Source organism: Pseudoalteromonas sp. NEC-BIFX-2020_015 (assembly GCF_012952265.1).
GTDB classification, from domain to species: Bacteria; Pseudomonadota; Gammaproteobacteria; order Enterobacterales; family Alteromonadaceae; genus Pseudoalteromonas; species Pseudoalteromonas neustonica.
Genome location: NZ_JABCJL010000013.1, coordinates 84,157 through 99,046, shown reverse-complemented (window position 1 = coordinate 99,046; position 14,890 = coordinate 84,157). Strand labels below are relative to the sequence as shown.

Sequence of the window (14,890 nt, the reverse complement as noted above, 5' to 3'; positions counted from 1 at the left end):
TAAAGAACTATCATGAAAGGATAAACTTTGTTATTTTAAACCTTCTTAAATTAGTCAGGAACTGTATGAAATCGTTATTCTTTGTATTAATTTTTTTACTTTCATGGTCATCATTTGCAAACCAAGAAGTAAACGCAGCTCAAGCCCAACAGCAAAAAAAGCACGTTGATACTAAAAAAGCAGTGACAGAAGCAATGAATGGCGCTTCTCAAGATGGCCCAGCGGTGATTACTCTGACGCCAAATAACCCTTCACAGATCACAAAGGTTGAGCAAACAACGGCAACAACCACTGAACAAGATGCAGATACAACCAAAGTACTGGGTAGTGAAGTGTCAAAGCCAGCAGAAATACCAAAAAATAAACAAGAAAAAGCCGCTGCAGTCGCGTATGCAGAGCAAGTCGTAGCGCAAGCAAAAGATGCATTAACCCAAAAGCAGCAAGCAAAAGCTAAACAGTCTCGCGAGTCACTCGCTGTTGTTGAGCAATTACTTAAAGCGTACAACGCACGTAATATTGATGCATTTGTAAATTTGTATGATGAAAATGTCGAGTTTTATGTTTTCCCAAATGAGCTACTCTTTAAAGGAAAAGAAAAACTGATTGCTCGTTACGGTATTATGTTTAAAAAACTTAAATGTATTCAGTCATCGCCAATTAAGCGTATTGTTCATGGCAATATAGTTATTGATCATGAGCTATCAGAAACCTGCTCAAGCGACCCTAAAGTTGTTGATAAGCGCGCTGAATTTGTTTCTAGTTATCAAGTTGAAAACGGTAAAATAACTAAAGTGTTATTTTTCAAGTAACGGTTTAAGAGAGAAAGGTATGCAAATTAGTGATGATAAAAAAATTCAGTTACTTTATCGTGTTGAGCCTGGTTGTTTAGGTCCGCAAGGAATAGATCACATTGAAGGTTTTTGCAATTATGCGAATCAGAATATTAGCTCGCCTTATTATGCTTTGTATCAGTTCACTGCACGATTAGATAAAAGTAAAGCAGAAAGACAATACAGTATTAATGGGCGTTTATTATCGCAACAGCATGCACAAGTTTATCTTGCACGCTTTGATACTTGTATCGATGAGTTTGAAGAGCAACTCGACGAGCTGCTCACTCAAGCCATAGATCGCTTTTTTGAGCGTTAAACATCACCTGCCAAAATAGCATTAAAGCTGGCGTTATCATGTAAACTTGCGAATGCACTTTCATGAAGTAATTCATTACGTAAGTTAGGTGAGTACTCTAACGACATTTTAATATCTGCTAATGCATCGGCATGTTTGTGGGTTAACGCATACGCACACGCACGTTGCCAATAGGCATAGCCGTAGTCACTGTCTATATCCAGTGCTTGGTTGCATAACTCAATTGCTTGTGCTGTTTCATTAAGCTCTAATAATGCGTCGGCCTTGTAGGCTATTGCTTCAACATCTTCAGGTTTACGATTTAAAATTTCGTCGAATATCTCTATTTTATTGGCTACATCGCTTTCTAGATTTGCGCGCATCCATAATGAGTGGACTTCATTTGTGACTGATATTTTTTCCTGGTTACTTAAAATTTCTTCTGAGCGTTCACGTAGTTTTTCTTCAAACGTGTTTAGACGTGCTTCGTATTCATTAGTGATCACACTTACACGCGTATTTACAATATCTTCAACTTTGTTTTTTACATCACGTAATGAGTTCCAACCCACTAATACCAAAATAGATGCAGTGGCAGTAATAATAAAAAATACATTATTTATGGTGTCAGTTGTGTACGTTATTGCTCTATCGGCGGTATCTAACTGTGCGTGAGTTACTTGTTTAGTGACATCTTCACGCAGTTTTTGTTGATCTTGGCGTACAGCTTTAAGCTCATCAAGAATATAGCGTTCCATAAGTGGTTTATACATAGGTTCTTGTACTTGCGCTAAGGCTTGTTCTTGCTGTTGCTCGCTTGGCGCTGGACGAGATTGTTCAGCATGTATCTGAAACGACAATAAGGTAACAAAAAAAAGTGGAACAAGTAAAAAATAATGACGCATAGTAATGCCTAGTAGATAAATTTAAGTGCTTAAAAGCGAACTGTACCATGACTACTTAGTTGTAACTAGGCAAAACACAGGCAAAAAAAACCAGCTCTAAAAAGAACTGGTAAAATTGCTTAAACAACAAATTGTCGTCAGGGGTATTAACAGGAGTGAGTGGGCATAATAACCAAATTTATCTGAACAACTACTTAATAGTCTCATAGGGTTCTGTGAGCCTTTGATAAATACAGCATTACCAATGACGATCTGCTGTGCCAGAAACAGAAAAAGCGCATTGGGCTTAACAATGCGCTTTGATCTGTGCTAATGAATATCTGAATCAATACCCAAACTACCTTAGTGGCACTTTACTAATACCCTAAGGTAGTTTGGGTATAGTAGTTATGGTGAAGGTGTACTCCATTGTGCGCTATATAAATAGCCACTTTTAAACCCTTCACATACCATTACGGGGTAACAAACCAATAAGATCATATTTAAATTATATACCCAAGTGTTGTGATTCAATGAAACCGTAGGTCGTGCTTTAGCGCGAAAATAAATACCAAAAGTAACAACTGTTGACAACAATCGCGGCTAAAGCTCGCTCCTACCATTAATCTACTCCTTATCGTAGGAACAGGCTTCAGCCGTAATGGTTTGCCCGTAGGCGGGAGTTCACCTCGCGTTTGGTGGTAATTGTTGTGATTCAATGAAACCGTAGGTCGTGCTTTAGCGCGATAATAAATACCAAAAGTAACAACTGTTGACAACAATCGCGGCTAAAGCTCGCTCCTACCTGCAATTTACCCCATATCGTAGGAACAGGTTTCAGCCGTGATGGTTTACCGTAGGCGTGAGTTCACCTCGCGTTTGGTGGTAATTGTTGTGATTCAATGAAACCGTAGGTCGTGCTTTAGCGCGACAATAAATACCAAAAAGCTCGCTCCTACCATAAATTTACCTCACATCGTAGGAACAGGCTTCAGCCGTGATGGTTTGCCCGTAGGCGTGAGTTCACCTCGCGTTTGGTGGTAATTGTTGTGATTCAATGAAACCGTAGGTCGTGCTTTAGCGCGACAATAAATACCAAAAGTAACAACTGTTGACAACAATCGCGGCTAAAGCTCGCTCCTACCTGCAATTTACCCATATCGTAGGAACAGGCTTCAGCCGTAATGGTTTGCCCGTAGGCGTGAGTTCACCTCGCGCTTTTAAACCGTAGGTCGTGCTTTAGCGCGAAAATAAATGCCACAAAAGTCATAAGTCTAATGTGCAGCTCAATTAACAATCAAAATATTTACATTAAATGAGCACATTGCAGTAATAAAAATCTGATGACAGGGTAACTAAAGACGCCAAACTTACGTGTTATTAATAATATTATTTAAATTTAAGTATAAACAACAAGATCTTAAAAGATCATAATGATCTTATTTTATAAAATGGTTAAAAAACAGCTTGCAAACCTACCTACTGGTAGGTAGTATTGCTGCATGAACACAACATATACAACTATTTTGCATCATGCGGACGAGTTAATTCAACTCAATGGCTTTAATGGCTTCAGCTATGCAGATTTATCAAAAACATTGGGTATTACTAAAGCCAGTATTCATCATCACTTTCCGGCTAAAGCTGATTTGGGTATCGCGTATTGTTTACAAAAATGTGACGCATTAGCACAGTTAGACTCGCAACTGAAAGCTAAAAAGCACGCAGCAGAGCAATTGCAAGGCTACTTTAATATATTTGAAAGTTGCGTACAGCAACAACAAATGTGCGGCATTTATGCCATGCAAACTGATTTGCAGCTAATGAGTGAGCCACTGCAAAAACAGGTGAATAAGCTCGCTGATCTAGAGTTACAAATACTCGCGCGCATTTTAGAACTTGGTGCGCAATCAGGTGAATTTAAATTTAAGGCAACGCCTTATCAGCAGGCGGTTATTATTTGTTGTGCTATAAAAGGCGCACTAATGTTAAACCGACGTCAGCATCAAGATTTGTTTAAGCAAACCTGTGATGCCTGTATAAATATGTTAATTGTCTGATTTACAATGGGAAATTAACACCAAAGTAACCGTGTTAAAAATTATTTATATACAACTACATGGATTTAGAGAGTAGAGCAATGCAGGAGCAATTGCCAAGAACAGTTATATTTCAGAATTTTTACCTTGTTATTGCGCTTGCTATCAGGCGCTAAAATTGCACTAGTAACATAATGCAATTGAAGTAATGCAAAAAATTTTAACCAACAAACCTACCTACTAGTAGGTTTGTTTAACTCACAAAATACAGTGGAGCTAGTTATGACCTTTACATCAACTCAATTAAATACATTAACAACTTTAGGCAACAAGCTCGAAAAAGCAGGCCTACCATTAATTTATATTACCCTAGGCGTTATTTATATTTGGTTTGGCGGGATCAAGTTTAGCGCTGGGCAAGCCGAAGGCATGTACGGCATGATTGCCAATAACCCATTGGTATCATGGATGTACGCCATTTTTTCAAAACAAGGCTTAGTGAACTTTTTAGGCAGCCTCGAAATTATAATCGGCTTATTATTTATTGGCCGTTTTGTAAATCCAGCGCTTTCAGTTGTCGGTGGTTTATTGTCTATGGCGCTATTTATAGTCACCATTAGCATGATGGTATTTCTACCAGGTATAACTACCGATGCCGGTTTCCCGGTACTAAGTTTTGTAGGTGAGTTTTTACTTAAAGACATAGGCTTATTTGCTGCTTCGTTATTTGTTGTAGGGAACAGTTTAAAAGCATTAGTCGCTAAATCAGCGTAATTTCCTAAAGGGTAGTGATGTACCCAAAGGCCCAAAAGGGCCTTTTTTCATTATATAAACAATACGAGATCAACTTTAAGCCGGAGTTGATCTCGTGCTTGTTGTAACTGTCGGTCACGCTTTAGCGCGAAAATAAATACCAGTAGTAACAATTGTGGTCACAGTGGTTTATAAGTTAACGGTCACAGCCAAATAGGCGCAATAACCTAACAGTAATATAGCGCCTTCACCGCGACCAACACGACGGCCAGTATATAAAAAGGCCACTAAAAGTAGCGAAGTAGCTAACAAAACCCACTGATCAAAATGCATAATACGCGAGCTTAATGGTAAAGGTTGCAACAGCGCCGACACACCTAAAATACCTAGCATATTAAAAATGTTACTGCCTAAAATGTTACCCACAGCCACATCGGCATGTTTACGCAACGCCGCAATAACCGACACAGTTAACTCAGGTAACGACGTACCAACAGCCACAACGGTTAAGCCAATTACACCCTCAGATATACCAAATGCTTGCGCTACACCAATTGCACCAATCAACAATACTTTAGAGCCAACAATCAATAGCGCCAAACCGGCAATCAGCATCGCACTGCTAACGAGCAAAGATTGTGGTAATACTGTTACTTCGTTTGCTTCATCTACATGCAACAACGCCTGCGCAGATTGCTGCTGCTTTTCAGTTTTGTAAGTGTAAATAAGGTAAATAAACAGCATGGCGAGAAGTAGCAAACCATCAAAAAAACTAATAAAGTGATTAAACGCCAACACACTAAAAATAACAGACGACGCCAACATAACCGATGCATCACGCTTTAGCGCCAACGCCGAAATAGTTAGCGGCGTTATAACCGCACATAAACCTAAAATAAGCAGAATATTACCAATATTACTGCCCACCACATTACCCACTGCAATATCTGCTTGGTGACTCATAGCCGCATCAATCGATACCACAAGCTCTGGTGCCGACGTACCAAAGCCAACAATAATTAAACCGCTTAACAAAGGCGACAGCCCAAAACGCTTCGCCGCCGCCAAAGAGCTACGAATTAGCGCCTCACCACCGAGTGTAAGTAAAGCAATACCGAATAACAAAAAGAGTAAATTAGTCATAAATGTTAATAATAAAAGATGATGGCGGAGTATGACCTGCTTTTAAAATATACGCCATTAATTATAGTTGTGATTCAATGAAACCGTAGGTCGTGCTTTAGCGCGAAGATAAATACCAAAAGTAACAATCGCAGCTAAAGCTCGCTCCTACCATTAATCTACCTCTTATCGTAGGAACAGGCTTCAGCCGTGATGGTTTACCGTAGGCGTGAGTTTACCTCGCGCTTTTAAACCGTAGGTCGTGCTTTAGCGCGACAATAAATACCAAAAGTAACAATCGCGGCTAAAGCTCGCTCCTACCATTAATCTACCCCATATCGTAGGAACAGGCTTCAGCCGTGATGGTTTACCCGTAAGCGGGAGTTTACCCCGCGCTTTTAAATTGGTCGTGCTTTAGCGCGAAAATAAATACCAAAAGTAACAATCGCGGTTAAAGCTCGCTCCTACCATTAATCTACCGCATACCGTAGGAACAGGCTTTAGCCGTGATGGTTTGCGCTCGCAAAAATAACGTTAACTCACAAACCCAATTCGTAGGCGGGAGTTTACCTCGCGCTTTTAAATTGTAGGTCGTGCTTTAGCGCGACAATAAATACCAAAAGTAACAATCGCGGCTAAAGCTCGCTCCTACCATTAATCTACCCCATATCGTAGGAACAGGCTTCACTCGCTAGGTTAAAGTAATTAATCTATTAGTCGTAAAAGCCTATATTTTTAGTGGTTATTCAGGTACATTAATTTTTATACTAAAAAACACTCAGTAACTCATTCTTTTGTATTGATTTTTGCCATGGAGCGGTAGAGCAATGTCAGTTAACAGCATCGACTATTACAATCAGCACAGCAAAGATTTTATAGCCTCGTCGGTAAATGTAGATATGTCTGCGTTGTATGCTGAATTTACACCTTTACTCCCCAAACATGCGCTTATTTTAGATGCCGGCTGTGGCACTGGCCGCGATACAAAACACTTTATAGAGCAGGGTCTTACCGTTACCGCAATAGACGCAAGCAAAGAGCTTGTTGAATTTGCCACTAACTATATTGCTCAACCTGTTATTCATAAAACCTTTATGCAAATTGATGACACCAATATTTATGATGGTATTTGGTGTTGTGCAAGCCTGTTACATGTGCCAAAGAACGAACTTTCAACGGTATTTACCAAGCTCGCAACGGCCTTAAAAGCCAATGGTATTTTGTATGTGTCGTTTAAATATGGTGATACAGAGCGAATACACAATGGCCGCGAGTTTACAGATTTAACTGAGCATGGCCTACAACACATTATTAGCGCACAGCCATCGCTTTGCATAAGTAAACAATGGATCACTGGCGATCAACGTACAGAGCGCGGTCACGAACAATGGCTTAACGCCATAATACGAAAAGAGCCTTAAAGTTTATGAAAGCCATGCAGCAGCAACTCGACTTTATTGCTTATATTCAACGCATGCTGATTGAAGGTGATTTTAGTGCAACCTATAAATTTGCATTACTGCACGCGTTGGCCGATGTATGTGTAGAGCAGCCGCTTGAATCCGAGCAAGCAGCACTAAAAATAGAGTTAGCCACCTTGGCCGACAAACTTATTGAGCTTTATTGGCACCATGCCGTACCGTTTGCGTCAGATCAAACAGGCGAAAGCGCCTTACTAAAGCAAAACAGTGGCGCGCAATCTAAAGTGATATCGGTGCTGTATGAGTGTCAACAAAACAACATTCGTAATTTACGCGCATTAAAACAAAGCCCTTTGTATAAGCCAACATTTAACGCGGCAATGGCCACACTTAAAAGTGGCCCGCTGTGGCGTTTGCAAATATTAGCAAAACAAGCCGAATGCTTTTTATACCCGCATACCAACAGCACACAATACATTACCTTAAATGCGGGCATCGCCAGTTGTTTTAGGCGCTTTTATGATTTGGTGGTGTACTTGGCTAAAAACGCGTGGCTGCAAAAAATTCAAAGTATTAAACATAACCAAGCATTAATAGGCCCACAAAGCCAACTGCACGACTTTTTATTTGGCTTTGATCGTAACGCACTGAGTAAAGCTAAACCTGTGTTAATCGAGCTACAACACGGCAATTGCTTTTATTGCCAAAAGCCGTTGAATAGTAAAACGGAGGTTGATCATTTTATACCGTTTGCCCGCTATGCGAACGACTTAGGCCACAACTTTGTGGCCGCGCACAGTACGTGTAATAACAGCAAACGCGACTTTTTAGCCGCGCAGTTGCACCGCGAACGCTGGCAAGAACAAAACTTAGTAATAAATAGCCAGCATTTAACCCGAGAACTCAGTAATTACTTTAATTGTGATGCGGACAAGTCACGCTCGGTAAGTGATTGGGCGTATCAGGTAGCACAAGCGAACAGCGCGAAGTTGTGGTTAGCGAAAGACAGTTTTGAACACGCCGCTGGTATGGGGTTATATCTGCATAGCAAAGAGCAATCAAATGCCGAGCTTGATTTAGTGGCAGAAGAAAAGCCAAGGTATGACGCGTAAGCATGAAGCTTGCTCGCGCGAAAAGCGCTGTTTTTAAATTGTAGGTCGTGCCGTAGGCTCGATTTTATATCGCGCTTTTTAATTTGTAGGTCGTGCTTTAGCGCGTCAATGTTTTTAATTACATGGTTCTGTTATGGAAAAGGGATTAAAAACCTCTATTCGAGGTTTTTGCCAGATTGCTGGCGGCAACCAAGGGGCGAATACCGCCGTCCGCCCCTTGGAACCCCACGGCGCCCCGAGGATCACACTGTGTCCTCAAATTAAAAATTGATGTGAACGTAAGCGCCGTGTATTCGCCGTCCATGGCGAAGTCACGGCTTAACTTGCATCCATGCAAGTGATTACTCATCAATTTATAACTTTCGGGTGTGATCAAGGGGAATTGGAGTGTGTTGGTAGATTGAATTTGTAAATAAGCCTATTTTTCAATCATATAAAAATTTTTAAATGTGTTCTATTAATAAAATTATTTAACTTGCCTAAAAAGGATTAAAGATAGTGTTTTCAAATGTATTGCAGTTTTTTATTTCATCTTCTACCGGAGTATTAACTTTAATTTTTACAGCTGTGTTATTTCTTATTTTTTGCATTGGATATAATCAAGCAAAAAAAAATAATAATACTCCTTTTGTAAATTATGTGCCGACACTTTTAACAACGGCAGGTATATTCGGTACATTTTTAGGCATTGTAATTGGCTTGTTCTACTTTGATCATACAAAGATAGATGAAAGTATAACTGAATTATTACTTGGTTTGAAAACTGCATTTATAACTAGTCTCATTGGCTTGATGCTATCAATTGTATTTAAGGTATTACAAACAACTACTTTTATAAATGAAGAACTAATAAGTAATGAAGAGGCCACGCCTGAAAACATTTTAGCTGCAATAAAAGCTCAGGAAAATGCCACTAGTGACCTAAAAGCAGCCATTACTGGTAGTGAAGAAGGTACACTCCTAAGCCAGTTAAAGTTATTGCGCTTGAATGTAAATGATAATTCAGAAAAAGCACATAACCTTAGCGTCGAACAGTTCAACAAGAAGCTTGAAAAACAAGATGAATTTGCTGACAAGCTTTGGATTAAATTACAAGATTTTGCCGATACGTTATCTAAATCCGCAACAGAAGAAATTATTGCAGCCTTAAATAATGTAATAGCTGATTTTAATCAAAAGCTTACCGAACAATTTGGCAAAAACTTTCAAGACCTAAATGAGGCAGTTTTTAAATTAGTTGAGTGGCAAGAAAACTATCGCATTCAACTTGAAGAAATGAAAGCTCAATATAGTCATGGTGTAGAAGCTATTGTTAAAACGGAAGGATCAGTGGCAAGCATTAATGAACATGCTAAGTCTATTCCTCAGTCAATGGATACCTTGACTGAAGTTATGGAAGTAAACCAGCATCAATTAGCTGAGCTTGAAAGGCATTTACAGGCATTTGAGAAAATGCGCGATAAAGCTGTTGAAGCAGTACCTCAAATACAACAACATGTTGAGAATACAGTAAAAGATATCGGTGCTGCAGTAGAAGCTGCAAGTACACATTACACGTCTTTATTAACCCACTCTGATGAGTACATTAACAAGCATATTGCAAGCTCAGAAGCTTTGTTGGATAAATTTGTGAATACTACTGAGCAAGGTATCGATGCAGTAGGTAATAAGCTAATAAATAGCTCTGAAAACATGGGTAAAGCATTAGATTTAGCTAGTACTGAGTTTACTAACAATGCTTCAAGAACAAATGAAAGTTTGCAATCTAGCTCTGATTATTTAGCAGATGGTAGCGATAAGATGAAACAGCATATTTCAGATACTGTTTCAGATTTAAATAATAACATGAGAGATCTTATTGAGAAGATTGTCGTTGAAGCGCGCACAATGAGCACTACTTTCAAAGATGCAAACAGTGAATTATCTCAAGATACTAAACAAGCTAGAGATATTTTCTTATCAACAAATTCAGAAGTAAGAGAGCAAATAAAGCGCGTAATTGAGCAAGCGGCTCAAGAACAAATGCAGCAAACTCAACGTACTTTTATAGCCATTGAAGAGTCGGCTAAACAACAATTAACGAAAACACATGAAACTGTAGAGCACCAATTAAAAATGATTGACCAATCAATGCAAGAGGAGCTAACTCGTGCATTACAGCTTATGGCTAATTCCTTAGGTCAAATTTCTGGTAAATTTGCTGAGGATTATCAAGTGCTAACACAACAAATGAGAAAAGTCGTTGAACAAGGAGCAACGGTTTAATGGAGCATATTTTTGGTAAACGTAAACAGTCAGAGGAAGGTGGGGAGCATTGGTTATCCATTTCAGATTTAATGGCTGGGCTGATGATGGTGTTTTTGTTTATTGCCATTGTTTTTATGCGCCACACAATGAAAGAAAATGAAAAAATTAAAAGTATAGCTGTTGCCTACCAAGAGAAACAAGTCGCTATATATGAGTCTTTGATAAAAGAGTTTGATGAAGATTTAGAAAAATGGGGTGCTGAAATAGATAGGGAAACTTTGGCTTTTAATTTTAAATCACCAGATGTTTTATTTGATAATGGTGATATTGATATTAAACCTGCTTTTGCAGGTATTCTAGATGATTTTTTCCCGCGTTATTTAAAGGTACTTAAACCATTTAGAAGTTCTATTGACGAAGTTCGAATTGAAGGGCATACCAGCAGTGAGTGGAATAAGGACAGTAGCGATGAAGAGGCTTACTTCAAAAATATGAGACTTTCACAAGGCAGAACTCGTTCTGTACTTTCTTATTTATATTCACTTGTGCCAGAAGAAACACCATGGATAAAACGTAATATCGCAGCGGTTGGATTTTCATCATCACGCTTAATTATGACTGAGCAAGGCATTGAAGATACAGAGAGATCAAGACGTGTAAGTTTCAGAGCTATTACAAACGCCCACATACAGATTAAGCGTATTTTAGAGGCACAAGAGTAATGAAGCTTGAAATAGATTTCAATACTCTGCAATCTGCAGCCATAAAAATGGGGGCGTCGAATAAGCAAACTAAGCTCGACTCTACCCTTAGTCAATTAAGCGCAATAGACAGCGGGTTAGGCGAAGGCTTGGTATTAGGTGAAGATTTACAGCTTTCTGAAATTGAGAATATTAATAGTCTTTTGTCTTATAAAGGACGACAAATAATGCTCTATATCCCAGAGCAAAGGAGTAACATAGAAGAAGTCATAAAAAATGGCAAGATAAAAGAAGCTCGTCGTTTACACGTTGCAGAGTGCGGTACAATTGAAGATATGAGAAATAAGGGTTTCTTTGATCGTTACCAAGTTACTAACGATATTAGCGGTAGCTATCCGGTAGCCGGTCGACAGCATTATCGAGGAGAGTGGATTGAAAGTAAAGCAGAGCTCGGTGTATGCAAAAACTGCTTAAGGGTTTTAAATTACAAAGGTTACGCTGATCTCAAAGGTGATGCCAAGCAAAAGGTGTTTTTAGAGCTTAAACTTTCAGAGCTGTTTAGTACTTATAGCTCTTATTTTAAACACTATCCCATGCGATCAAAAACGATTGGTAGTTATACTCAAGATTGGGACAAAATATCTGAAAGGTATCGGCAGCAGCAAAACTATACTTGTGAGCAATGTGGTGTAGTGCTAACTAGGTATAAAAAACTGTTACACACCCATCATATTAATTGCGTAAAAACAGATAATTCATTAAATAACTTAAAAGCTTTATGCGCAGATTGCCATTCTAAGCAGCCTAATCACGACCATATGCATGTCCTTCATGATGATCGCCTGCTCATTAATCAACTTAGAAAAGAGCAAGGCAAATTCGATTGTAGTGATTATCAAGAGGTATTGCTTTACGCAGACTCAGCACTCGAAGGTTTGTTACTCAAATGCAAAAAGTACAATTTACCTTCTCCCGAGTTAGGTATCAGTGTAAGGAATGGAGACAACTTTGTTTCTATTGACTTAGCATGGCCGAGAAAAAAGTTCGCAGTAGTTATTGAAAAAGATCAAATACAACTTCTGAGGACACAGGGCTGGACGGTTTATTTAGCGAGTGATTGCCTTAATAATTTTGCCAGTATGCAACAAATGATACGCTAAATAACATATAGGTTTGTTTAGCGTGAAGCTTTTAAATTTGTTTTGAAGGAACTGACTTTAGCCGTGATTTTTACATGGTTTTGGGAGCGGGATTTAATAACCTCTATTCGAGGTTTTATCGCGTTGGCGATGGCAACCAAAGGGCGGCTGCCGCCGACCTCTCTCTGGACTCTCTCGGCGCACCCGAGGATCACACTGTGTCCTCAAGTTAAAAATTGATGTGAACGTAAACGCCGTGTATTCGCCATCCATGGCGAAGTCACGGCTTAACTTGCATCCATGCAAGTGATTACTCATCAATTAATAACTTTCGGGTGTGATCACGGGGAGTTGGAGTGTGTTGGTAGATTGGTGTAATCAATTACTGGTTTACTGTTTTATTTCATTCAAACCTGAATACAAAATGAACATTTGTTGCCGCAATAATAATTAACTGTTACGTTAGTAACCACATAATAAGAAAGGACTCTACTAAATGAAACTCAACCAAGTTTTATCAATTGTTAACCAAGTCGAAAAATCTAAATTCATTTCATGCCTCGATCGTCTTTGTTCTGATGCTGCTAAAAATAATAAAACTTTAGCCAAAACAATCGATAATATTGACGGCCAAATCAAAAATGCTTCAGGCAGCGAAATAACTCAGTTATTTAATACAGTTCGCGAATTTTTTAAAGTATCTGTAAAAGAACAGATTTTAATGAGTACTGCTCAGCTTAACTTATTGGTTAATATTTTAAGTCGTGACGGCAACGGAGTTGCCAGAATAAGCTGGATTGAGTCGCTCTATGAAAAAGAGTGGGCTGAGCTATCTACGCTTTCAAAAGAATTAAAAGAGTGTATTCATCAAGGCTCTAGTGAGAGTTTTTTAGAAAGAAATCGAGCACTAAAAATCTATCACGCTTGTATGAAAGAAGCATATTTTAATGACGAAAAAAATAACCGTGATGCCAAAGTTACCGATGATGAACGCAGTATTCTTAATGTGCTTGCAGATGAGTTAAATCTCACTACAGATGAATGTGCTGCTGTTGAGCATTTAGTTGATGTTATTCCTAAGAATGGTGTGCTAGATGCTTTAAATAGCCTAAGGGATATAGGATTAGTATTTATCAGTAAAAAGCGCCAAGAGGTATTTATTCCTGATGAAATAGTTACCTTACTGAATGAAATTCAAGGAAAAGACCTTGCCGATAAATATGTTCTAAGGATATTAAGAACCTGTACTGATGCAGAGCTTTCCAATGCACTTAAAGCTCATGGCCGTAAGATTCGAGGCGTAAGCCGAACTGATAAAATTCAAACAATTATTCATTCAGGTATTAGCGCTGCAAAACTATTGTCTGATGATGTTCATAACGTTGAAGATAATCAAAACCAGCGTAAAGAACGATTAAAACAACTGATCCAAGATTTAGAAATTGATACCGAAAAACTAGGCACAACTTTAGATGAGCGTATTGGTTTAATATTGTCATCGCTATCAGGTGCAACAGAAAAAGAGTTTGATTCTCTAAGTGCAAGCGGTTTTAAACAGCTTCTAAAAACATTAGAAGAACACTTCCCAACAATGCAAGCTGTGCTAAAAGAAGCGTTTGAACTCGAAGCGAACGAAGTGATTGACACTGAAAAGCTTCGAGCTTTGAGTATTACACCACATGATATTTTATATTTACTCTCAAATGACGAAGTAAAAGAAGTTCGTGACAGCATGGGCTTATCTAAACGTGGTAACCCGCGCTTTGCTATCTTAGAGAGCTTTGCTAATGCGACAGATAAGTTGATTGAAAATTACGACGCACTAGCACGCCGCGATATTAATGCACTAAGAGAGGCTGGAGCAGATGTAACCGAGGCTGACATTGGCGTTAAGTTTGAAGAAGTCACAAAAGCTATTTTTGAAATATTAGAACTTAATATTGATGAAGATCTCCGAAAAGACTTAAACACCACTAAAGATAAAGCCGATATCGTAATTTCACTCAGTGATAACGACATAATTATTGGCGAAGCAAAAACCTGTAAAAATGGTGACTTTGCCAAATATTCAACAACGTCTCGCCAAGTAAAAGCCTATGTAACCCGCGCAGAAAATCAGGGTAAACGCGTAGCACAAGTATTGATAATTGCCCCCAGCTTCTCAGATGATTTTATAGAGTCTGCTGAAATGGATACAGAAGTAAACATTTCACTACTCGAAGCACATGGTCTTAAGTTAATACTTGATGCTTATAAGTCAAAGCGTAACCCTAGTTTCGCGCCTAAGTTACTGACCAAGGGGGGGTTGCTAAAAGCTGAATTGATAGCGAAGAATATATAATAT

12 protein-coding genes are annotated in these 14,890 nt (G+C 38.8%); 10 read left to right on the top strand and 2 right to left on the bottom strand.

Annotated features, from left to right (window positions below; translation table 11 throughout):
- Positions 1 to 65: 65 nt before the first annotated feature.
- Positions 66 to 809, top strand: coding sequence for a nuclear transport factor 2 family protein (locus HH219_RS11550; protein ID WP_054203999.1), 744 nt, complete (start codon positions 66 to 68; stop codon positions 807 to 809).
- Between the two features lie 19 nt (positions 810 to 828).
- Positions 829 to 1,149 carry a hypothetical protein gene (locus HH219_RS11545; protein ID WP_054204000.1) on the top strand — a complete coding sequence of 107 codons (321 nt, stop codon included), beginning with the start codon at positions 829 to 831 and terminating at the stop codon, positions 1,147 to 1,149.
- On the opposite strand, the gene HH219_RS11540 is transcribed toward HH219_RS11545, so the two are convergent.
- A complete protein-coding gene (locus tag HH219_RS11540) occupies positions 1,146 to 2,033 on the bottom strand; it encodes a tetratricopeptide repeat protein (protein ID WP_064435553.1) in 888 nt (295 codons plus the stop codon). The genes HH219_RS11545 and HH219_RS11540 overlap by 4 nt on opposite strands.
- Positions 2,034 to 3,514: 1,481 nt before the next feature.
- Here HH219_RS11540 and HH219_RS11535 point away from each other — a divergent pair.
- Entirely contained in the window at positions 3,515 to 4,072 is a 558-nt protein-coding gene (locus tag HH219_RS11535; RefSeq protein WP_054204002.1) for a helix-turn-helix domain-containing protein, read from the top strand.
- Between the two features lie 261 nt (positions 4,073 to 4,333).
- The gene (locus tag HH219_RS11530) at positions 4,334 to 4,825 is read left to right on the top strand and encodes a DUF417 family protein (RefSeq protein WP_054204003.1); all 492 of its coding nucleotides are present in this window, start codon (positions 4,334 to 4,336) and stop codon (positions 4,823 to 4,825) included.
- 168 nt (positions 4,826 to 4,993) lie between these two features.
- Here HH219_RS11530 and HH219_RS11525 read toward each other — a convergent pair whose 3' ends face one another.
- Positions 4,994 to 5,947 carry a calcium/sodium antiporter gene (locus HH219_RS11525; RefSeq protein ID WP_064435551.1) on the bottom strand — a complete coding sequence of 318 codons (954 nt, stop codon included), beginning with the start codon at positions 5,945 to 5,947 and terminating at the stop codon, positions 4,994 to 4,996.
- An 806-nt stretch (positions 5,948 to 6,753) separates the two neighbouring features.
- Between HH219_RS11525 and HH219_RS11520 the strand changes: the two genes are divergently transcribed.
- From HH219_RS11520 to HH219_RS11495, 6 genes are all read left to right on the top strand, one after another.
- Positions 6,754 to 7,347, top strand: coding sequence for a class I SAM-dependent methyltransferase (locus HH219_RS11520; protein WP_169327538.1), 594 nt, complete (start codon positions 6,754 to 6,756; stop codon positions 7,345 to 7,347).
- A 5-nt stretch (positions 7,348 to 7,352) separates the two neighbouring features.
- Positions 7,353 to 8,459, top strand: a complete 1,107-nt coding sequence (locus tag HH219_RS11515) for an HNH endonuclease (RefSeq protein ID WP_249118508.1) — start codon at positions 7,353 to 7,355, stop codon at positions 8,457 to 8,459.
- A gap of 498 nt (positions 8,460 to 8,957) precedes the next feature.
- The gene (locus HH219_RS11510) at positions 8,958 to 10,724 is read left to right on the top strand and encodes a MotA/TolQ/ExbB proton channel family protein (protein ID WP_169327537.1); all 1,767 of its coding nucleotides are present in this window, start codon (positions 8,958 to 8,960) and stop codon (positions 10,722 to 10,724) included.
- Entirely contained in the window at positions 10,724 to 11,428 is a 705-nt protein-coding gene (locus HH219_RS11505; protein WP_169327536.1) for an OmpA family protein, read from the top strand. Before HH219_RS11510 ends, HH219_RS11505 begins: the two co-directional genes overlap by 1 nt.
- Complete coding sequence (locus HH219_RS21790) at positions 11,428 to 12,567, top strand: HNH endonuclease (RefSeq protein ID WP_211842114.1); 1,140 nt, start codon at positions 11,428 to 11,430, stop codon at positions 12,565 to 12,567. Before HH219_RS11505 ends, HH219_RS21790 begins: the two co-directional genes overlap by 1 nt.
- A 475-nt stretch (positions 12,568 to 13,042) precedes the next feature.
- The gene (locus HH219_RS11495) at positions 13,043 to 14,887 is read left to right on the top strand and encodes a hypothetical protein (protein ID WP_169327535.1); all 1,845 of its coding nucleotides are present in this window, start codon (positions 13,043 to 13,045) and stop codon (positions 14,885 to 14,887) included.
- Positions 14,888 to 14,890 lie beyond the last annotated feature (3 nt).

Coding starts and splice junctions, on each gene's coding strand:
- HH219_RS11520 (WP_169327538.1), top strand. CDS start 6,754: ATGTCAGTTAACAGCATCGACTATTACAATCAGCACAGCAAAGATTTT.
- HH219_RS11495 (WP_169327535.1), top strand. CDS start 13,043: ATGAAACTCAACCAAGTTTTATCAATTGTTAACCAAGTCGAAAAATCT.
- HH219_RS11505 (WP_169327536.1), top strand. CDS start 10,724: ATGGAGCATATTTTTGGTAAACGTAAACAGTCAGAGGAAGGTGGGGAG.
- HH219_RS11540 (WP_064435553.1), bottom strand. CDS start 2,033: ATGCGTCATTATTTTTTACTTGTTCCACTTTTTTTTGTTACCTTATTG.
- HH219_RS11530 (WP_054204003.1), top strand. CDS start 4,334: ATGACCTTTACATCAACTCAATTAAATACATTAACAACTTTAGGCAAC.
- HH219_RS11545 (WP_054204000.1), top strand. CDS start 829: ATGCAAATTAGTGATGATAAAAAAATTCAGTTACTTTATCGTGTTGAG.
- HH219_RS11525 (WP_064435551.1), bottom strand. CDS start 5,947: ATGACTAATTTACTCTTTTTGTTATTCGGTATTGCTTTACTTACACTC.
- HH219_RS11515 (WP_249118508.1), top strand. CDS start 7,353: ATGAAAGCCATGCAGCAGCAACTCGACTTTATTGCTTATATTCAACGC.
- HH219_RS21790 (WP_211842114.1), top strand. CDS start 11,428: ATGAAGCTTGAAATAGATTTCAATACTCTGCAATCTGCAGCCATAAAA.
- HH219_RS11535 (WP_054204002.1), top strand. CDS start 3,515: ATGAACACAACATATACAACTATTTTGCATCATGCGGACGAGTTAATT.
- HH219_RS11550 (WP_054203999.1), top strand. CDS start 66: ATGAAATCGTTATTCTTTGTATTAATTTTTTTACTTTCATGGTCATCA.